Below are 18,922 nucleotides of genomic sequence, written 5' to 3'. Positions count from 1 at the left end.
AAACATAATCAGAAGGCCTGCCGTGCCCTGTTGATTACTTCTTCTTTTTCGGGGCGATGACCATGATCAGCTGGCGTCCTTCCATCTTAGGATGCTGTTCGACCGAACCGTACTCGAGCAGGTCAGCTTCAACCCGCTTGAGGAGTTCCATCCCCAGCTCCTGGTGGGCCATCTCACGGCCGCGGAATCGCAAGGATACCTTGGCCCTGTCCCCATCACTCAGGAAACGTACCAGGTTGCGCAGTTTTACCTGGTAATCCCCTTCCTCCGTCCCTGGACGAAACTTGATTTCTTTTACCTGAATCTGCTTCTGGTTCTTCTTCGCCGCGGCAACCTGCTTCTTCTTTTCGAAGATCGATTTGCCGTAATCCATCACACGGCAAACCGGTGGGATTGCGTCTGCGGAGATTTCCACCAGATCAAGCTTTGCTTCTTCAGCAATACGAAGCGCTTCATCAATCGAGACGATGCCAATCTGCTCGCCATCAGCGCCAATTAACCGAACCTCGCGTGCCGAGATATTCTCGTTGATCGGGGCTTTCGGTGCAGCTCGTTTATCTTGTCTCATTTCACGCTTAATAATAATTACTCCGAATCTGGGCGACCACGCCGGGAAACCGCTTGCGCGAGAAACTCAGCGAACTGGGCGACGGGCATCGAGCCCAGGTCAGCACCTTCACGAGTACGCACAGCGACAGTCTGCATCTCGACTTCCTTATCTCCGATAACCAAGAGATAGGGAACCTTGAGCAAAGTATGCTCGCGGATTTTAAAGCCGATCTTTTCATTTCTCAAGTCGGACTTGGCACGAAATCCGCTTTCGTTGAGAGTTTTTTCAACTTCTGCAACAAAATCTGCCTGTTTATCAGTGATATTCATGATCACCGCCTGCGTTGGCGCGAGCCAGGCAGGGAACGCACCTTCGTAGTGCTCGATCAGGATCCCGACGAAACGCTCGAAGGAACCGAGGATCGCACGGTGCAACATCACTGGGTGTTTGCGGCTGTTGTCTTCAGAGACGTATTCAGCGCCCAAACGGACAGGCAGGTTAAAATCGAGCTGCAAGGTACCACATTGCCAGACGCGACCGAGGCAATCTTTCAGCGAGAATTCGATCTTCGGACCGTAGAACGCACCTTCGCCCGGCTGCAGATCGTACGGCAGGCCCGCAGAATCAAGGGCTGCAGCCAATGCAGCTTCAGCGCGATCCCACAGCTCGTCGGAACCGACGCGTTTTTCCGGACGAGTGGACAGTTTCATCTCGACATCGGTGAAACCGAAGTCACGATAAACGTCCATGGTCAGCTTGATAAATGCAGCGGATTCAGCCTGCATCTGCTCTTCGGTGCAGAAGATGTGGGCGTCGTCCTGAGTGAACGCACGCACACGCATGATGCCGTGCAACGCACCCGACGGCTCGTTACGGTGGCAGGCACCGAACTCGGCCAGACGCATCGGCAACTCGCGGTAGCTCTTCAAGCCCTGGTTGAACACCTGCACGTGGCACGGGCAGTTCATCGGCTTGATGGCGTAGTCGCGGTTTTCCGACTGCGTGGTGAACATGTTGTCGGCGTAGTTGGCCCAGTGCCCGGATTTCTCCCACAGGCTGCGGTCAACGACTTGAGGGGTTTTGATCTCAAGATAGCCGTTGTCACGCTGGATCTTGCGCATGTACTGCTCGAGCACCTGGTACAGAGTCCAGCCGTTCGGATGCCAGAACACCATGCCCGGGGATTCTTCCTGGGTGTGGAACAGGCCCAGACGCTTGCCGATCTTGCGGTGATCGCGCTTTTCAGCTTCTTCGATGCGCTGGATGTAAGCCGCCAGCTGCTTCTTGTCGGCCCAAGCGGTGCCGTAAACGCGCTGCAACTGCTCGTTCTTGGCGTCACCACGCCAGTAGGCGCCCGACAGCTTGGTCAGCTTGAAGGATTTCAGGAAGCGGGTGTTCGGCACGTGCGGACCGCGGCACATGTCGACGTATTCTTCGTGATAGTACAGACCCATGGCCTGCTCGTTCGGCATGTCCTCGACCAGGCGCAGCTTGTAATCTTCGCCGCGGGCCTTGAACACTTCGATCACTTCGGCGCGCGGAGTGACTTTCTTGATCACGTCGTAATCTTTTTCGATCAGCTGCTGCATGCGCTGTTCGATCGCAGCCATGTCGTCCGGAGTGAAAGGACGCTCGAAGGCGATGTCGTAATAGAAGCCTTCGTCGATGACCGGCCCGATGACCATTTTCGCAGTCGGGTACAGCTGCTTGACCGCATGGCCAACCAGGTGAGCGCAAGAGTGGCGAATGATCTCCAGCCCCTCTTCATCCTTTGGCGTAATGATTTGCAGGGTCGCGTCGCTGCTGATGATGTCGCTGGCGTCGACCAGTTGGCCATTGACCTTGCCGGCCAAGGTGGCTTTGGCCAGGCCAGCACCAATGGATGCGGCGACCTCGGCTACGGAAACCGGATGATCGAATGAACGTTGACTGCCGTCGGGAAGAGTAATAGTTGGCATGGCGCCTCCTCTCCTAGTGGTGACCCCTACCAAAGGTCACGTGGGTTGGGATGAGCCAGTACAAGATCCGATCCAGGCCATTCAATGACGAACGCCTGCCTTACAGCGGCAGGAGCCTTGCGGCCAACCGGAAAACCGAACCAGAGTGACTGGGATTCAAATCAGAATATTCGCACGCTGACCGCTGCCGGGACTGAGTGTCATCCGGAGCCTGAGAATGCTTGAGCCCGGCATGCTAGCACAGATGAGCGGTCACTTATGCCTCTGTTTGACCAGAAGGCAAATCGTCCGTTTTTATGCCAGAGTGCTGAACTTGATCGGCCCTTCAGCCCTCAGATAACAAGACACTGACCCACAAGGAGCATCCTCGCATGCGTCTGAACACCTTATTCGCCGTAGTCGCCCCCATTGTTCTACTGCTGCCGCTGAGCGCTCACGCCGATTGGCCGAAGGGCGAGCGTGAGAAATACATGGCCCAGTGCACACAGGCTGCCACTCCACAAATTGGCGCCGCTGCAGCGAAATCCCACTGTGCCTGTGGCGCGGACGCAATCAAGTCTTATCCAGCCAGCGACATTCAGGCACTGATGGACAACAAGGCAACGCCTGATCTGCAACAGAAAGCCTTGGGTCAAATCGCCAAATGCAAGGCGAATACCCCGGCTAAAAAGTGATAAAAAAGGCCTTGATGATCGGCTAAAGGCTGGAAAAAAGCGCCAGAAATGAGCCTTTTCAGACGATTTATGCAGGTTTTACAGGTTTTTTTATTGTCTTTACTTTTCGCTCGAAGCCTTTTAAACCGGGGCCTGCAGCCAAAAAAGGCAGTAAAGAAAACACGACTGATTGGCAAACAGCACGTCCGGGGGGCTACCAAAGCGAACATTTCGACTATGATACCCGGGTGTGCCCAGTTGGCCTGAGCAGCACAGTACTGAAAAATATATGTTTCTTGGAGATACACCATGTCTAATCGCCAAACCGGCACCGTTAAGTGGTTCAACGATGAAAAAGGCTTCGGCTTCATCACTCCTCAAGGTGGCGGTGACGACCTGTTCGTACACTTCAAAGCTATCGAATCCGACGGTTTCAAAAGCCTGAAAGAAGGCCAGACTGTCTCCTTCGTGGCTGAGAAAGGCCAAAAGGGTATGCAAGCTGCACAGGTTCGCCCAGAGTAATTTCTCGGCGCACTAAAAAAACCCCGTCCATGTGACGGGGTTTTTTATGCCTGTAACCTAAGCGTTCTGCGATCAGCCGCAGTTGACGCGAGTGATCACCAGATTGTTGTCGGTGTTCAGGTTAAGGCGATCGGAGCGGTACTCCAGCGTGATCATATCGTTAGGCTTGAGGAAACGAGCATTCTGCGCACCGGCCTTGGCGCGAGCCTGCTCCAGCAACTCAGGTGAAGCCTTCTTGCCAATGGCGAACTGCGCCGCCGTTGCTTCACAGCGGCTGTGACCCGATTCGGTTGCCACTGGATCCTTTGCCGACTCGCTGGAACTCGTACTGCAACCGGCCAACAGGGCTGCGGCCATAAGTGCACCCAGTGTCGCGAACTTCAAAGGCATGAAGCCTCCTTGTATTCAATAAAGTTAAGCTGAGATCGTGCGACCGCCATCGCGGCGTTTGGTTTCACGGCCAAGGCCATCACCCTGCCCCACGATCAGAAAAACGCCGAGTGTGCCTGAGCGTAGCTCGACTCTTCATATATCAATCGTGACTGAATATTAACGGCGCTCAGTAGACATCGATGTAGTCAAAGGGCGGATTGGGCCAGTTATCCTTGAGCGCATTGAAAATCTGCATCACCCAGACTTCATCGCTGGCTGCGACATTTCCGACGTAGCCCGAACCCTTGGCCCACGTCTCAAGACGAAACAGCAGACTATCGATGTCCTGCCCACCGGTCACGCCCGAGGAAATGTAAGCAATACCGCCCTTCGTCACGCGCAGCTGGGTGTGCTCATCATCACTGGCCGAGGCCAGCAACTGACGCACCGCGTCGAGCGTAAGGCCATCAGGGGTATTCAAATCGATCTGCACAACACAGTCCTTGGATCAGCCGGAAAAGACCAAGTGTCGCATAGCCGTGTGCTCATGCCTAAGTCGCAGTGCCAAACGCCCGACAAAATGGTTAACTCGGCACTCAGACCTTTCGACTTTTCGAGCGCTCTCATGACCACCATCAGCATCGACGCCGCCATCAACGCCAAATGGGCAGACGGACACAGTTCTTACAGCCCTGGAACCACTGAAGAACTGGCGCTGATTGGTATCGATCTATTGGTTAAAGAGCTGGGCACAGAAGCGGCACAGCAATTCATCAAGCAGATTTTCGAGCGCTACCCGACCGAACAGGTCGAGCACGAACTCGCAACAAAGGGGTAAAAACCCGCAGGCTGGCACCTGCGGGCGGGTTGCTTACTTCAAGCGTTTCAGGCGCTCGGTGAGCAAGTCGAAGAAGCCCTGGGCGTCGCCATTTTCAACCCAGAATGCATTCTTCGGTGCTTTCAGACCGTCGTACCAGTCAACAATGGTTTGCCCGAACGTCGGCCCTTCACGGCTATCCACCACGACATTCACCGAACGACCGGTGAACAGCTCCGGCTTGAGCAAATACGCCACGACGGTCGCATCATGCACCGGGCCGCCCGAAATACCGTAGTGTTCCATATCGCCCTTGATGTACTCGTTGAGGATGTCGCCGACGATTTTGCCCGCATTGTTGTTGAGCGCGGCAATCTGCTTCAGCCGCGCGTCACTGGTGAGGATCTTGTGCGTCACGTCCAGTGGCAGATAGGTCAGTTTTACGCCGCTCTTGAGCACCACTTCAGCGGCTTGCGGGTCGGCAAACAGGTTGAATTCAGCCACGGGGGTGATGTTGCCACCATTGAAGTGCGCACCACCCATGATCACTACTTCCTTGATGCCCTGAACAATCTCGGGCTCCTGGATCAATGCCAGCGCCAGGTTGGTCTGCGGACCGAGCATGGCGATAGTGATGCTGTGTGGCTTGGCTTTTTTCAGGGTATCGATCAGATAGTTGACCGCATTACCTTCCGCCAGGCCCTTTTTCGGCTCATGCACAGTGACACCCGACAGCCCCTCCTTGCCATGGATGTTCTCGGCATAGATTGGCGTACGCATCAGCGGCTTTGGCGCCCCGGCGTAGACCGGAACGTCCTCGCGCCCTGCCCACTCGCGAGCCAGGCGCGCGTTACGCGATGTCTTGTCGAGACGCACGTTGCCGGCCACTGTGGTCAGTGCACGAATATTCAATTCATCGGGTGAGGCCAGGGCGAACAGCAAGGCGACCACGTCGTCCGCGCCCGGATCGGTGTCGATGATCAGGTCGATTTTTTCCGCCGCCTGAGCGCCGGTCGCAGTTATCACGGACAAAAGCAGCAGACTCCGGATTAATTGATGCAGTTTGTGAGCATAGCGTTGCATGGCGCATTCCTTGTGCAGGTGGACATCGAAAGTTAGAACGTAACCCCGGCGACGAGCACGATGTTGCAGTACGGCTGACATTCGCCTGTACGCACAATCGCCCGCGCCTGGCGGCTGAGAACCTTGAATTGCTCATGACTGAGCAGGTCGCGACGACCCAGTTCGCCCTCGTCATTCAGCGCGTCCAGCGTGGTCAGCGCCGTCGGTTGCTTGTCAAAGATCTCCTTGGCCAGTGCATGGCTTTCCACTTGCATCTCGCTGAGCACGACTTTCAGGGTGCTGACGAAATCGGGAACGCCGTGGGTCAGCGCCAGATCGATCAACTCGACACCGGGAGGCACCGGCAATCCGGCATCACCGATGACGAGCATGTCGCCATGGCCCAAGGATGCGATCAGTCGCGACAGCGCGACGTTGAGCAAAGGAGTCTTTTTCATGCGGGTTTAAAGGCCTGTACGTCGGACATGGTTGGAATGGACGGTTGCGCGCCGGCGCGAGTAACCGACAGTGCTGCGGCGATCTGCCCATAGCGAATGGCCTCGGCTTCGGATTTGCCACCAGCCAGCGCAGCCGCAAAACCACCGACGAAGGTGTCCCCGGCGGCAGTGGTATCGACAGCTTTTACCTTCGGCGCGGGGAAATGCTCAAAGCCCTTGCCACTCGCGAACAGCGAACCTTCAGCACCAAGGGTGATGATGACTTTGCCCGCACCCAAGGCGATCAGATGACTGGCAGCATTTTCCGCTGTTTGCAGCGAGTCGACCGTCAGGCCACTCAACGCGGTCGCTTCGCTCTCGTTGGGAATCAGATAATCGATCGCGGCAAACCAGTCTGCTGGAAGCGGTCGACTGGCCGGCGCCGGATTGAGGATCACGGTCTTGCCCAGCGCGCGCGCGCGCTTGAGTGCGTGACCTACAGTTGCATCAGGGATCTCGAGCTGGCAAATCACCACGTCGGCGGCTTGCAACACCGCATCAAACCGGTCGATCACTGCCGGCGTCATTGCACCGTTGGCGCCCGCGACAATCACAATGGCGTTCTGACTGTTGTCATCGACCACGATCAGCGCTACGCCACTGGAATCTTCGACAGCACTCACCGCCTGACAGTCGACCTGCTCGGCCAGCAACGCGTCACGCAATTGCACACCATAGTCGTCGTTGCCGACGCAGCCGACCATGGCGACCTGCGCGCCCAGTCGTGCAGCCGCCACCGCCTGATTGGCGCCCTTGCCACCGGAAACGGTGGTGAAGGAATGACCGATCAGCGTTTCACCGCCCCGCGGCAGCCGTGGCGCGCGGGTGACCAGATCCATGTTCAGGCTGCCTATTACCACTACATTTGCTGGCATACATCACTACTCGTCAATTCGGTTTCAGCGGTATTCGGTGAACACGCCGGACAACGGCGCGGTCGATTCGCGCAAGACAATACTCGGGGTCACGATCCGCTGATCAGTGCCCCGATCCGGTGTGGCAATCCTTCGCAGCAGCACTTCGGCCGCCATCTCGCCCAATTGCAGGATCGACTGGCCGACGGTGGTCAGTGCCGGATACACGTAACGGCTCATCTGGATATCGTCGAAGCCGATCACCGACAGTTCACTTGGCACCCGCACATTGCGCTCGGCCGCCGCGCGCAGCACACCGATACCAATCATGTCGTTACCGGCAAAAATGGCGCTCGGCGGATTGCTTTCCAGCAGAAGCGCTGCCGCGTTGTAACCGCCGGTGCTGGTGAAATCACTTTCCAGCATGCGCGCCTGCCGCACTTCGATGCCCGCCTCTTGCAGCGCCCGGCAATATCCGGCCTGACGCATTTGCGCCACGCTGGTACTGGCCGGACCGCCGATAGTGGCAATATCGCGGTGGCCCAACTCCAGCAAATGCCGAGTGGCGAGATACGCGCCGTACTCGTGATCGATGCGTACCAGATCCGCGTCTACACCTTCCAGGCCTCGGTCGACAATGACCATCGGCGTCTTCACACCGGCCAGCCCTTGCGCCAGACCGCTATCGCCGCCGGCAGAGGCGACAATCAAACCGTCGATGCGTTTTTCCAGCAGGACGCGTAAATAGCTGCGCTGTTTTTCCGGGTTATCGTCGGAGTTGCAGAGGATCACGCAATAGCCGTTTCGCTCGCAATAATCCTCGATGCCCCGGGCCAGTTCGGCGAAGTACGGGTTGAGACTGTTGGGTACCAGCAAACCGATGGTTGCGGTGGTCTTGGCTTTCAGCGAGCGCGCCACCGCACTCGGCACGTAGTCGAGACTCTTGATCGCCGCCTCGACTTTCAGGCGCACTTCCTGACTGACCGGCCGCGTGTTGTTAACCACATGCGACACGGTCGTGTAGGAGATGCCTGCAAGTGCCGCTACATCCTTGATCGTTGCCATATTTGTATATCAGCCCCGTCGACTGGCGCGTTGACTGCGATAAGTATCAAGCACCACGGCGATCACGATGACCGCACCGGTGATGATGCGCTTGGTCGGTTCGGTCGCCCCAATCTGCGCCAGGCCGGCCGCCAGCACGGAAATGATCAACACGCCGAAGAACGTACTGATCACCGAGCCACGCCCGCCCATCAGGCTGGTTCCGCCAATCACCACGGCAGCGATGACTTGCAGTTCGAGGCCTGAGCCGGCATTCGGGTCGGCGGCCTCAAGACGGGAAATCTGAAACAGCGCAGCGATCCCGGCCAGCAAACCCATCAGGCTGAACACCAGAATCTTGTAAGGTTTCGGATTGATCCCGGCCAGACGCACCGCCTCCTCATTGGTGCCGATGCCGATCAGGTAGCGACCGAACACGGTGCGGGTCAAAACCGCCTGGGCAATGAAAATTACCAGCAAGGCAATGATGAACGACGGCGAGATACCAAACGCAATCGGGTTGGACAGCCAGGCAAATGAATCACCGATGTAAGCCGTGCGCGATCCCGTCATCTGGTACGCCAGGCCCCGGGCCATTTCCAGCACGCCGAGGGAAACGATAAATGAAGGAATTCGCCATGCCACGGTGATCGAACCGGTAACGGTACCAGCCAGTGCCGCCACCGCCATGCCGAGCAACGCCGCCGGCAATACGCTCCAGCCCCAGCCAAGCATGGCGACGCTGACCGTCGAGGCCGCCAGTGCCAGAACCGAACCCACAGACAGATCGATGCCACCAATGATCAGCACGAAGGTCATGCCGACCGCCAGCACCATCAGGTCGGGAATCTGGTTGGCCAGGGTACTGAAGGTGTTATAGGACAGAAAGTGGCTGCTCAAGACCGAGAACAGCGCAACCATCGCCAACAAGGCGCCGGCCAGGCCCAGATAAGTGCCCAGGCCGTAGAAGTTGCCACTACGCTTGCCGGCAGGAGATGCAGTTTTCATGGGAGATCCCTAGGCGCCGCTTCGTTGAGCAACGCATCACGTTTTTGGTAGCCGGCGAACGCGGCAGCAAGCAAATCATCCTGGGTCCAGCTGTCGCGCTCGAAGGTGTCGATCAGGCGCCCGGCCGACAACACGCCGATCCGGTCACAGATCAGCATCAGTTCACGCAGGTCACTGGACACCACCACCAGCGCTTTGCCCTGGCGAGTCAATTCGCCGAGCAGTGCATAAATGTCGAACTTGGCGCCCACGTCGATGCCACGGGTAGGCTCGTCGAACAGCAGCACGGAGCAATCACGTTCCAGCCAACGGCCGATCACCACCTTCTGCTGGTTACCACCGGACAACTCTGAAACCAGTTGGGTCGGGCTCGAGCTGCGAATGCGCATGGCGTCGATCTGACGCTGCGCCAAAGCGATTTCGTCGCCGTTGTTGACGACACCGCCACTGGAAATTTCTGGCATGTTGCCCAGTGCGATGTTGGCGCTGATCGATTGACTGAGCAGCAAGCCTTCGCCCTTGCGGTCTTCAGTGATCAGCGCGATGCCATTGCGCACCGCATCGACCGGCGAACGCACACTGACCACTTTCGCCGGCGAACCGAGGGCGATGGTGCCACTGTCGGCGGTGTCTGCACCAAAGATCAAGCGCAACAACTCTGTGCGCCCAGCCCCGATCAGTCCGGAAATCCCGAAGATCTCGCCCGCGCGCACCTCGAAAGAGACATCGCGCACTTTGTCCGAACGGCTCAGGCCTTTGACCGTCAATGCCGGAGCGCCAATCTTGCGCGGCCCCATGTCAATGTGTTCGCCCAGCTCACGACCGACCATCAGCGTCACCAGCTGCTCGCTGTTGTAGTTGGCCATCGGCTCGACGCACACCAGGTTACCGTCACGCAGCACGGCAATGCGCTGGGCCACGCGCGCCAGTTCTTCGAGACGGTGGGAGATGTAAATGATGGAAACACCGCGTGCCTGAAGACGAGTGATCTGCTCGAAGAGCATTTCGACTTCGCGCGCTGTCAACATCGCGGTCGGTTCATCGAGAATCAGTACATGGCAATCACCGATCAGATTGCGGGCGATTTCGACCATCTGCTGATGGCCGATTCCCAACTCGCCGACCAGAGTATCGGGATCGATCGCGTCAAGACCGACTTGCGCCATGGCTTCGACCGCCGCTTTGCGCAATTGCCTGCGACTGATCCAGCCTCCGTTGCTTGGCAGGTTATCGAGAAACAGGTTCTCCGCCACCGACAGCGTCGGTAACAGGTTGAGCTCTTGCATGACCATGCGCACGCCGAGGTCTTCAGCCTGGGTGCGACTGCCGGGGCGATAGTCCTTGCCTTGGAATTGCATCTGGCCGGTGGTCGGCGTGACCAGGCCACCAATGATCTTCGACAGGGTGCTTTTGCCGGCGCCATTCTCGCCGGTCAGCGCCAGCACTTCACCGCGCATCAGCGTCAAATCGATGCCGGTGAGCACCGGTTGCGCATAGGTCTTACCGATACCGCTGACCGAGAGGACAGCGTTCGGGGCGGAAACTGACATAAAAAACTCTCCATACGCTCGCCCGGACGGGCGAGCGTCGTTGTGTCGCCAGAAGTCTTACTTGGTGACCAGTTCAACCGGTGTTTCGATCACGCCGTTGGTTCCGCTGTCGACCTTCTCGCCCTTGATGATTTTCAGCGCAGTTTCGATACCGAAAACAGCCTGTTTGGCGGCGAACTGATCGGCAGTCGCGAGCACGCGACCGTCTTTGAGCATTGGCTTGATGGCGTTGATATTGTCGTAACCGACAACCTGTACCTGACCCGCCTTGCCGGCGGCACGTACAGCGGAGACGGCGCCGACGGCCATGCTGTCGTTACCGGCCAGCAGCGCCTTGACGTCCGGGTATTCGCTGAGGATCGAAGCGGCAACCTTGTTGCCTTTGTCGATTTCCCAATCACCGGACTGCAGGGAAACGACCTTGATCTGCGCCGCGTCCATCGCGTCCTTGAAGCCAGCGGTACGCTGCTGGGCATTGGTCGTCGTCGACACGCCTTCGATGATGCCGACCTGATCACCGGCCTTGAGCTGTTTCGCCAGATACTCACCGACCAGACGTGCGCCTTTACGGTTATCCGGGCCAACGAATGGCACGCTGATGTTCTTGCTTTTGACGATTTGCGGATCGAGCTGGTTGTCGATGTTGATCACGGTAATACCGGCATCCACGGCCTTCTTGATCACCGGCACCATGGCTTTGGAGTCAGATGGCGCAATAACCAGGGCATTGACCTTCGCCAGAATCATTTGCTCGACGATCCGCGTTTGGCCAGCAGTATCCGTCTCGTCCTTGATCCCGTTGGAGATCAGATCGAAATCGGCGGAATGCTCTTTTTGATAAGCCTTGGCCCCATCTTCCATGGTCAGGAAGAATTCGTTGGCCAGGGACTTCATGACCAGCGCGACCTTGGGCTTTTCAGGGGATTCGGCGAACGCCGAAGAGACAGGGAGCGTGGCAGCGGCGGCGGCCAGCATAGCGACAGCGAGAAGACGTCCAGCAAATGGCAGCTTCATGGGTTCACTCCGATCTTATGATTATTGTGAGCAACGCTTGCGCTGGCGTAAGCTACGTCGCTTTCAGCCGAGAGACAGTGCATCGGGAAAGCCGCGCAAACGTTTGCGTAGACCGGACTATGCGAATCTCGCCGACATTTGTCAACAATCAGAAATCGTCATTTATTGTAGGGCGAATCTGCCGAGTCGCCCCTTCGCCGTTTATGCCGTGGTGCTGACCAGATTACCGCTGGTGGAATCCTTGGTCATTTCCTTGAGCAGTGCTCCCGCGACTTCCATCATCTCGCCACTGGTTTGCGCAATCTGCCCCTGAATGGACATCACCGCCTGCGACTTCGCCTCCGGCGTCGGATAACTCTGAGCCTGCGCCGCCGCCAGACGCTGCTGCTGTTCCTGGAGCTGCTTCTGCAATTCCTGCATTCGCTTCAGCAGCATTTTGACGGTAACGCTCAGGTTATCGCTACTTTCAGCCTTGCTGTCTTCTGGCGCGGCGCCACCGGTTCGGACCTGATTGCCTGGTTCCTTCTCAGTGCCCAATGCCTCAGCGGACGCATCTGTCTGCGCCTCGCTCAAGGCATTGATGGTCGCCGCAGTTTTGCCGCCGATGGTGACGGCGCCGGGGTTTGCCAAACCAATCGTCAGTGACATGTGGACTCCCTACATTTTAGTTTCCTTGAACCACCATCGGCCAGCGCGGGGCTTTCTTTAGCAGAACATTCGAATCCGGCAAGCAAATTCGTTCGACAGGATCGGTAGTCCTTTTCGGTGAACCGAACGCGAAAGCTTCCATTGTTCGGAAACCCGGATAGGCGATTTCCTCTGCTCTTTTCCAAATCATAAAAACTTGATTTAAATCATCAGGTTAAACATTTCTCTAAAGCAAAGTACGGCTGGTACAGATCCTGCTCTTCCCATAGCACTCCAGGCATTCAGATCAGCCCGGGGCGCATCTAGATGAACCTGCATCAGCACCGTCTCACTACTAGAGAGAAAAATAATGAAATCTGCTTTTAACACTTTGGTTCCGGGCGCTTTGGCCCTTCTCCTGCTTTTGCCTACCGCCCTTCAGGCGAAAGAAGTCGAAACCCAGACAAAACTCGCTAACGTGGTGGTACTTGCCACTGGCGGCACCATTGCCGGTGCCGGCGCGAGTGCTGCCAACAGCGCCACCTACCAGGCCGCTAAAGTTGGCATCGAACAATTGATTGCCGGCATTCCCGAGCTGAACAAACTGGCCAATGTGCGCGGCGAACAGGTCATGCAGATTGCTTCGGAAAGCATCACCAACGACAACCTGCTGCAATTGGGCCGCCGTGTTGCGGAACTGGCTGACAGCAAAGACGTCGACGGCATCGTCATCACCCACGGTACCGACACCCTGGAAGAAACCGCCTACTTCCTCAATCTGGTCGAGAAGACTGACAAGCCGATCATCGTCGTTGGCTCGATGCGTCCAGGCACTGCCATGTCGGCAGATGGCATGCTCAACCTGTACAACGCCGTCGCTGTCGCCAGCAGTAAAGATGCACGCGGCAAAGGCGTACTGGTGACCATGAACGATGAAATCCAGTCCGGTCGCGACGTCAGCAAAATGATCAACATCAAAACCGAGGCCTTCAAGAGCGCCTGGGGTCCGTTGGGCATGGTGGTCGAAGGCAAATCCTACTGGTTCCGCTTGCCAGCCAAGCGTCACACCATGGATTCGGAATTCGACATCAAAAACATCAAGAGTCTTCCTGACGTAGAAATCGCTTATTCCTACGGCAACGTGAGCGATACCGCCTACAAGGCTCTCGCGCAGTCCGGCGCCAAGGCGATCATCCACGCCGGTACCGGCAACGGCTCCGTATCCTCTCGCGTAGTTCCGACCCTGCAAGCGCTGCGCAAGGATGGCGTGCAAATCATTCGTTCGTCTCACGTCAACGCTGGCGGCTTCGTTCTGCGCAACGCCGAGCAGCCAGACGACAAATACGACTGGGTTGTCGCGCACGACCTGAACCCGCAGAAAGCCCGCATCCTGGCGATGGTCGCATTGACCAAAACCAATGACAGCAAGGAACTGCAACGGATGTTCTGGGAATACTGATTGACCTTCGCCCGGTCGATTCTCGATCGGGCACTTGGTTCACCACTCTCCTGTCTGGCGAGTGGTGGGCTGCTTACAACCCTTCTGAATTTTTCCCACAAAAAAGTCGACACGACCTACACCAAAATCCGAAAACCGCTGTCAGAGGATTTTCTTGAATTTTAAGCAGTTGCGAAATTGCTTACAGTTAAATACTGTATGCACGTACAGCTTAATAAGGATAACCTCGTGGCCACCTCTCCTGATGCTCCGGATGCTTACGAACGCATGGGTCTGCGCGTTCAGAAAATCATCAACTCCCCCACCGCACAAAAAGCCAAAGCCGCGCTGATCTTCCGTTTGCCGGATGAGCCGATGGATGAGTGGGAGCGCCTGCTCGAGGAAATCGACGAGAACGACAACGTCACCCTCGCCTACCGAGACGATGGCGGCGTGCAGATTTTTTGGGTTGTGCCGAAGGAAGATTGATTCAATGAGTGTCCGCTTTTTCGCTGTACTGTTGTTGTTCGTCGCCATGGGGGCTCAGGCCGGCGCACCCCGCACATTCACCGAAGCCAAGAAGGTCGCCTGGAAGCTGTACGCGCCGCAGTCCACCGAGTTTTACTGCGGATGCAAATACACCGGCAACAAAGTTGATTTGAAGGCTTGCGGTTATATACCGCGCAAAAACGCCAAACGCGCTTCGCGCATCGAGTGGGAGCACATCGTGCCGGCGTGGCAGTTTGGCCATCAGCGTCAATGCTGGCAGGAAGGCGGTCGCAAGAACTGCACACGCTATGACCCGTCCTACCAGAAAGCCGAGGCCGACCTGCACAACCTGGTGCCGAGCATCGGCGAGGTCAATGGCGACCGCAGCAACTTCAGTTACGGCTGGCTACCGGTGCAATCCGGTCAGTACGGCTCGTGTCTGACTCAGGTCGACTTCAAGGCAAAGAAGGTCATGCCGCGCCCTTCGATTCGCGGCATGATCGCCCGCACCTATTTCTACATGAGCAAGCAATATGGCCTGCGCCTGTCGAAACAGGATCGTCAATTGTACGAGGCGTGGGACAAGACCTATCCCGTGCAGGACTGGGAACGCCAGCGTAATCAGAGCGTGGCGTGCGTGATGGGGCGCGGCAATGAATTTGTCGGGCCAGTCAATCTGAAAGCCTGCGGTTAATCCCTCACGCAATACAAAAGGGCCTCGAACGTGATGTTCGAGGCCCTTTTCATGCTTAGCTGCCAGATTTGTTGTAGCGCCAGTAACCCATCAGATTGAGCGCTTCGCGCGGGATGCCGCACTCTTTGATCAGGTATTTGCGCAGACTCATGACCGCCGCACTTTCTCCTGCAATCCAGCCGTAGAAACCTCCGGTTGCGGCGTCGGCGACTTCCCAGAGAATGTCTTTATCAATATCGACATCTGCAAGCTTCACGGCCTGCCCCTCTGAAGAGGTATGCACGGGCAAGGTCGCTTGCCGCACCGCATCGACCATCAGCGCACCGGCGACCTCTGCATTGGCCTCATCACGAATCAACCATTGCACCGATAATCCAGGCCAGTCAGGCACGGCGAGCATGTCTTGCGCACTGTCGACTTCGAAGAACGCTTGGGTTTGCGGGGGCTCGGCGAGGACCGCCATTTCGTCGAGAATGCCCATGGCGGCCGGCAACGCCGTGGAATCGGCGACGAGTAGCAATTGCTTTAGCGCTCGCGGAGGCTTCCATTCGAACCCACCGGCCTGCTGCGCTGAAAAATGTTTGTCAGGGGCAAGAATCTGCATTGAGTCCCCCGGCTGCGCGCGCAAGGCCCATCGCGATGCCGGACCGGTTTCACCGTGCAGAACAAAATCGATATCCACTTCGCCCTGTTCAACTCGCAGGTGGCGAATGGTGTAGGTGCGCATCGCGGGCCGTCGATCGACCAGCATCGACTTGAAGCGCGCGTACCACCCCTCGTCCTGGGCAAGCTTTGACTGTGAACCGTCGGCGGCAGGGAAAAACAGCTTTACCCGTTGATCCGGCGCCCACGTGGCCATTTCGCAAACGGGTGCGCCCACCAGAGTGAGGCGCATCATGTGCGGACTCAATCGGGTTTTACGCTGCAAAGTGACATCGAACAACTTGTAGGGATTGGCGGAGGCCATGGGGAGCTCCTTCTGGATATCTTCGGCGATTCAAAAGGAACGAATCGCGCTTGATGACCTTTAGGCAGCTCCGCCGAATGGAGCGTGTTACGGCGTGATCGGATGCTCGATGATGACCGATTCAATATTCTGTTTTTTGGCTTTCACCAACGCCGCATCCACCTGCACTTTCCGGGCTTCAGCTTCGGCCTGGGAATTGAACGGACCAATCAGAATGCGCGTTTTGCCGCTACCATCCCTGACAACTGTCGGCACGAAAGCGTGTTCGATCAACCAGCCACTCAGATCACTGACCGCCTGAGGCGTTTCGCCACGCACTTCAAGATCCCACTGCGCAACAGATGCTGCGACAGGAGCTGTCGCGGCCACCGTTTGCGACTTTTGCTCGTCCACACTCTTGCCTTCACCACATCCTGCCAATACCAGTGCCGCGACTACCCAAACCAATTTGCGCACAACGCTTCCCTCGGAATTCTCAAAGCGGCGATCTTAACATTCATAAATACTTCGCGAGCCCCGCAAAATGGGCACAAAACAACGAGATTGATGATTGCAGCCTCTGTATAGTTACGCCCTGGGAATTAATGCCGCATCTGCGCGTCAGAAAGAGGCACCCAAACCGTGAGACTTCGCACTAATCTATACGTACCACCGACCTCTGCACTGTCTGAATCAGGTGCCCTACAAAGCAATCAAGGAGAAGACCATGCTGATACTCACCCGCAAAGTCGGTGAAAGCATAAACATCGGTGATGACATCACCATCACCATTCTGGGCGTAAGCGGCCAACAGGTTCGCATCGGCATCAACGCGCCGAAAAACGTTGCAGTGCATCGTGAAGAAATCTACCAGCGTATTCAGGCTGGCCTGACCGCCCCGGACAAGCCACAGACTCCCTGAGTCGCACTGCAGTCAGTAGCCAGTTCGTTTGCTTGCGCGCAATGACTGGCTAAAGATTCACGCGCCGTTTTGCCACCCGCTTCCCAAGCTCCTTGGGCACGGCGCCTGACACATGCACCCGCCGCGTTACCCTCCCGTCCCTTCTGCTGATCGATACTACCGAGCATTCTCAAGGCTGGCTGTCGGACATTTCCGATAGAGCAAAGGGAATTCGCCTTCCTATCCGAACACCACACCACGCGCCATGCCAGTGGCTGCAACCATCATTAGCACCAGCAAGAGCGCTTCGACGTGACTGATGCGTGCGAACAGCTTTGCTCGCCCGGTATCGAGCTCCGCACTCCGCGCCTTGGCGATCCGCCATTTGATCAGCGTGATCATCGGCGCCAGCTCTATCAGCAGAATCAGAACGAACAGCGTCATCTTCAGATGAAACAGCGGTTGATGAAGATAATAGTCAGTGCCTTTTTCATATCCGCCGAAGGCACGCATCCCGCCGGTGATCAACAAGATCAGTGCGCAGATCCCCCAGAAATTGTCGGCCAGCAGAACCCCCCCCGCCTCTCCCGTCCCCGCCGCCAAGCGACTGAACGCCGCCCCTCGCGTCAGTACGGCCCAAAAACCCAAGGCAAATGCCAGCAGATGAACAGCTGCAAGAAACCAATGAACCAGCATCGATACACCCTCATCAGAAAGAGTTGAAAATCGGCCAGTCAGTAGTAGTTGAAAAAACAAGGATTTGCCTGTCGGGTGTCATCAGGCATTCAGGAGAGACCGAGACGAGAAATTCAGCCGGTAGAGGCAAATCGCAGGCAAAAAAAATCCCAAGCAGCTGATGGAAGCTTGGGATTTAAAAATGCATAAACCGTGGTGGTGAACGCGGGGCGGATCTTACTGAATCATCCTGCACCTAACAACTTATTTTTGATAACCGGTCGGTTAAAAATCATCGTAAGTCATTAAATCTCCACATTATTTCAAAGGACGATGGCGACAGACGGTTACTCATTGGCCGCCACAAAGCACAACTTCAGGAGTAGCGACAGCCACATCCGGCCTGCCTGATCATTCGCACGCAAATCAGCAAGGATCCAAACCAGTCAGAGCGCGGAGAAAATCCGCGAAAAACTCGCCGCAAATCAGTCAACCAAAAAGATGTAACAACTGTTAACCACTCTTCGAAATAGTAGGATCATCTGCGTACGAAAGTTACATGGACGGTTCAATTCGATGCACTCCAAACCTATGGACAGGCTCCTCCCCACCAGCGCCCGCTCAACTCCACGCCGCCGCCCGCACCGCCCAGACATTTCATAAAGACGCCACGGATAGCTCGCATCGTCGAAATCAGCGACAGCCTGCCAGCACCCGCCTGACCCCTTGAAAAGGATTTTTCCATCAGTGGCAAACCCGCAGCTCGCGTAACAGATTCCTTCGATCGGTAAAGGCAATTGATCCAATCGTAAATGGCGACATCAAAAATGCAATTCACAAGGCATCTGGCCAGTGGGAAGCTTTACCCATGGGTCCAGGCCAAGCCAACCGCCCGCTAAATGGAAAGCCCTCCGGCCAAAAGTACATGCCCTATGACGACGTCGTGTCGACTTACAGGAAATTTGGCGGGACTGCGAAATGAGAACACATCTGTTCGTATCTTTATTGCTTTGCTTCAGCTGCACCTTTGCCAGCGCAACAGAAATCCCGATAAAAGAAGGCATGCCTTTTTTGTCAGCGAGGAAAGAACTCCTTAAAAAAGGCTGGAAACCAAGTATCTCTAAAGAGATGCAGCCTGTTGGAACGGCTGAGAGTCGAGGCTTGGAATATTGAATGCCAATAATCCCTACAGTCACAACAGCACTCCCGGCGCCCAGATGGACAAGCCCGATACCTTTTGAGCACTCCGCA

The 18,922-nt window shown here is 56.5% G+C and carries 23 protein-coding genes; 8 read left to right on the top strand and 15 right to left on the bottom strand.

Annotation, left to right across the window (positions count from 1 at the left end):
- Positions 1 to 34: 34 nt before the first annotated feature.
- Positions 35 to 586 carry a translation initiation factor IF-3 gene (gene infC, locus AK821_RS07885; protein WP_171057393.1) on the bottom strand — a complete coding sequence of 184 codons (552 nt, stop codon included), beginning with the start codon at positions 584 to 586 and terminating at the stop codon, positions 35 to 37.
- Positions 586 to 2,508: a threonine--tRNA ligase gene (thrS, locus tag AK821_RS07880; RefSeq protein WP_007913488.1), complete on the bottom strand. Its 1,923-nt coding sequence runs from the start codon at positions 2,506 to 2,508 to the stop codon at positions 586 to 588. The genes infC and thrS overlap by 1 nt, the downstream gene beginning before the upstream one ends.
- Before the next feature lie 371 nt (positions 2,509 to 2,879).
- On the opposite strand from thrS, the gene AK821_RS07875 reads away from it, so the two are divergent.
- Entirely contained in the window at positions 2,880 to 3,182 is a 303-nt protein-coding gene (locus tag AK821_RS07875) for a hypothetical protein (RefSeq protein WP_064389155.1), read from the top strand.
- Between the two features lie 288 nt (positions 3,183 to 3,470).
- Positions 3,471 to 3,683, top strand: a complete 213-nt coding sequence (locus AK821_RS07870; protein ID WP_003179963.1) for a cold-shock protein — start codon at positions 3,471 to 3,473, stop codon at positions 3,681 to 3,683.
- A 72-nt stretch (positions 3,684 to 3,755) separates the two neighbouring features.
- On the opposite strand, the gene AK821_RS07865 is transcribed toward AK821_RS07870, so the two are convergent.
- Positions 3,756 to 4,073 (bottom strand): I78 family peptidase inhibitor, encoded by a 318-nt coding sequence (locus tag AK821_RS07865; RefSeq protein ID WP_064389154.1) that lies wholly within the window; start codon positions 4,071 to 4,073, stop codon positions 3,756 to 3,758.
- A gap of 169 nt (positions 4,074 to 4,242) precedes the next feature.
- Positions 4,243 to 4,548 (bottom strand): hypothetical protein, encoded by a 306-nt coding sequence (locus AK821_RS07860; protein WP_064389153.1) that lies wholly within the window; start codon positions 4,546 to 4,548, stop codon positions 4,243 to 4,245.
- 132 nt (positions 4,549 to 4,680) lie between these two features.
- On the opposite strand from AK821_RS07860, the gene AK821_RS07855 reads away from it, so the two are divergent.
- Positions 4,681 to 4,893: a hypothetical protein gene (locus tag AK821_RS07855; RefSeq protein WP_064389152.1), complete on the top strand. Its 213-nt coding sequence runs from the start codon at positions 4,681 to 4,683 to the stop codon at positions 4,891 to 4,893.
- A 33-nt stretch (positions 4,894 to 4,926) separates the two neighbouring features.
- Here the strand turns inward: AK821_RS07855 and AK821_RS07850 are convergent, their stop codons facing one another.
- The 8 genes from AK821_RS07850 to AK821_RS07815 all read right to left on the bottom strand — a co-directional run bounded on the left by AK821_RS07850 (position 4,927) and on the right by AK821_RS07815 (position 12,549).
- Positions 4,927 to 5,955 carry a nucleoside hydrolase gene (locus tag AK821_RS07850; RefSeq protein ID WP_064389151.1) on the bottom strand — a complete coding sequence of 343 codons (1,029 nt, stop codon included), beginning with the start codon at positions 5,953 to 5,955 and terminating at the stop codon, positions 4,927 to 4,929.
- A 32-nt stretch (positions 5,956 to 5,987) separates the two neighbouring features.
- The gene (rbsD, locus tag AK821_RS07845) at positions 5,988 to 6,392 is read right to left on the bottom strand and encodes a D-ribose pyranase (protein ID WP_064389150.1); all 405 of its coding nucleotides are present in this window, start codon (positions 6,390 to 6,392) and stop codon (positions 5,988 to 5,990) included.
- Positions 6,389 to 7,306 carry a ribokinase gene (rbsK, locus tag AK821_RS07840; protein ID WP_064389149.1) on the bottom strand — a complete coding sequence of 306 codons (918 nt, stop codon included), beginning with the start codon at positions 7,304 to 7,306 and terminating at the stop codon, positions 6,389 to 6,391. Before rbsK ends, rbsD begins: the two co-directional genes overlap by 4 nt.
- A gap of 24 nt (positions 7,307 to 7,330) precedes the next feature.
- The gene (locus AK821_RS07835) at positions 7,331 to 8,350 is read right to left on the bottom strand and encodes a LacI family DNA-binding transcriptional regulator (protein WP_064389148.1); all 1,020 of its coding nucleotides are present in this window, start codon (positions 8,348 to 8,350) and stop codon (positions 7,331 to 7,333) included.
- Between the two features lie 9 nt (positions 8,351 to 8,359).
- Entirely contained in the window at positions 8,360 to 9,337 is a 978-nt protein-coding gene (locus AK821_RS07830; protein WP_064389147.1) for an ABC transporter permease, read from the bottom strand.
- The gene (locus AK821_RS07825; RefSeq protein WP_064389146.1) at positions 9,334 to 10,887 is read right to left on the bottom strand and encodes a sugar ABC transporter ATP-binding protein; all 1,554 of its coding nucleotides are present in this window, start codon (positions 10,885 to 10,887) and stop codon (positions 9,334 to 9,336) included. Before AK821_RS07825 ends, AK821_RS07830 begins: the two co-directional genes overlap by 4 nt.
- 57 nt (positions 10,888 to 10,944) lie before the next feature.
- Positions 10,945 to 11,901, bottom strand: a complete 957-nt coding sequence (locus AK821_RS07820) for a sugar ABC transporter substrate-binding protein (protein WP_064389145.1) — start codon at positions 11,899 to 11,901, stop codon at positions 10,945 to 10,947.
- Positions 11,902 to 12,102: 201 nt separating this feature from the next.
- Positions 12,103 to 12,549 carry a hypothetical protein gene (locus AK821_RS07815; protein ID WP_064389144.1) on the bottom strand — a complete coding sequence of 149 codons (447 nt, stop codon included), beginning with the start codon at positions 12,547 to 12,549 and terminating at the stop codon, positions 12,103 to 12,105.
- Between the two features lie 349 nt (positions 12,550 to 12,898).
- Here AK821_RS07815 and AK821_RS07810 point away from each other — a divergent pair, with 349 nt between their 5' ends.
- From AK821_RS07810 to AK821_RS07800, 3 genes are all read left to right on the top strand, one after another.
- The gene (locus tag AK821_RS07810; RefSeq protein ID WP_064389143.1) at positions 12,899 to 13,987 is read left to right on the top strand and encodes an asparaginase; all 1,089 of its coding nucleotides are present in this window, start codon (positions 12,899 to 12,901) and stop codon (positions 13,985 to 13,987) included.
- 198 nt (positions 13,988 to 14,185) lie between these two features.
- Positions 14,186 to 14,455 (top strand): DUF1654 domain-containing protein, encoded by a 270-nt coding sequence (locus tag AK821_RS07805; protein ID WP_064389142.1) that lies wholly within the window; start codon positions 14,186 to 14,188, stop codon positions 14,453 to 14,455.
- Positions 14,456 to 14,459: 4 nt separating this feature from the next.
- On the top strand, positions 14,460 to 15,149 hold the full coding sequence (locus AK821_RS07800) for an endonuclease (RefSeq protein WP_064389141.1): 690 nt from the start codon (positions 14,460 to 14,462) through the stop codon (positions 15,147 to 15,149).
- Positions 15,150 to 15,204: 55 nt separating this feature from the next.
- Here AK821_RS07800 and AK821_RS07795 read toward each other — a convergent pair whose 3' ends face one another.
- Both AK821_RS07795 and AK821_RS07790 read right to left on the bottom strand, forming a co-directional pair.
- Complete coding sequence (locus tag AK821_RS07795; protein ID WP_064389140.1) at positions 15,205 to 16,116, bottom strand: siderophore-interacting protein; 912 nt, start codon at positions 16,114 to 16,116, stop codon at positions 15,205 to 15,207.
- 87 nt (positions 16,117 to 16,203) lie between these two features.
- A complete protein-coding gene (locus AK821_RS07790) occupies positions 16,204 to 16,572 on the bottom strand; it encodes an SPOR domain-containing protein (RefSeq protein ID WP_064389139.1) in 369 nt (122 codons plus the stop codon).
- Between the two features lie 250 nt (positions 16,573 to 16,822).
- Here AK821_RS07790 and csrA point away from each other — a divergent pair, with 250 nt between their 5' ends.
- On the top strand, positions 16,823 to 17,017 hold the full coding sequence (gene csrA, locus AK821_RS07785; protein WP_003179932.1) for a carbon storage regulator CsrA: 195 nt from the start codon (positions 16,823 to 16,825) through the stop codon (positions 17,015 to 17,017).
- A gap of 219 nt (positions 17,018 to 17,236) precedes the next feature.
- Here csrA and AK821_RS07780 read toward each other — a convergent pair whose 3' ends face one another.
- Entirely contained in the window at positions 17,237 to 17,692 is a 456-nt protein-coding gene (locus AK821_RS07780; RefSeq protein ID WP_064389138.1) for a DUF2214 family protein, read from the bottom strand.
- Between the two features lie 957 nt (positions 17,693 to 18,649).
- On the opposite strand from AK821_RS07780, the gene AK821_RS30850 reads away from it, so the two are divergent.
- Positions 18,650 to 18,844, top strand: a complete 195-nt coding sequence (locus tag AK821_RS30850) for a hypothetical protein (RefSeq protein WP_082355419.1) — start codon at positions 18,650 to 18,652, stop codon at positions 18,842 to 18,844.
- Positions 18,845 to 18,922: the final 78 nt, after the last annotated feature.

It is taken from the genome of Pseudomonas sp. RIT-PI-r (assembly GCF_001297015.1).
GTDB lineage: Bacteria > Pseudomonadota > Gammaproteobacteria > Pseudomonadales > Pseudomonadaceae > Aquipseudomonas.
The sequence above is the reverse complement of the archived record's forward strand: the minus strand, read 5'-3'. Positions and strand labels throughout refer to the sequence as shown.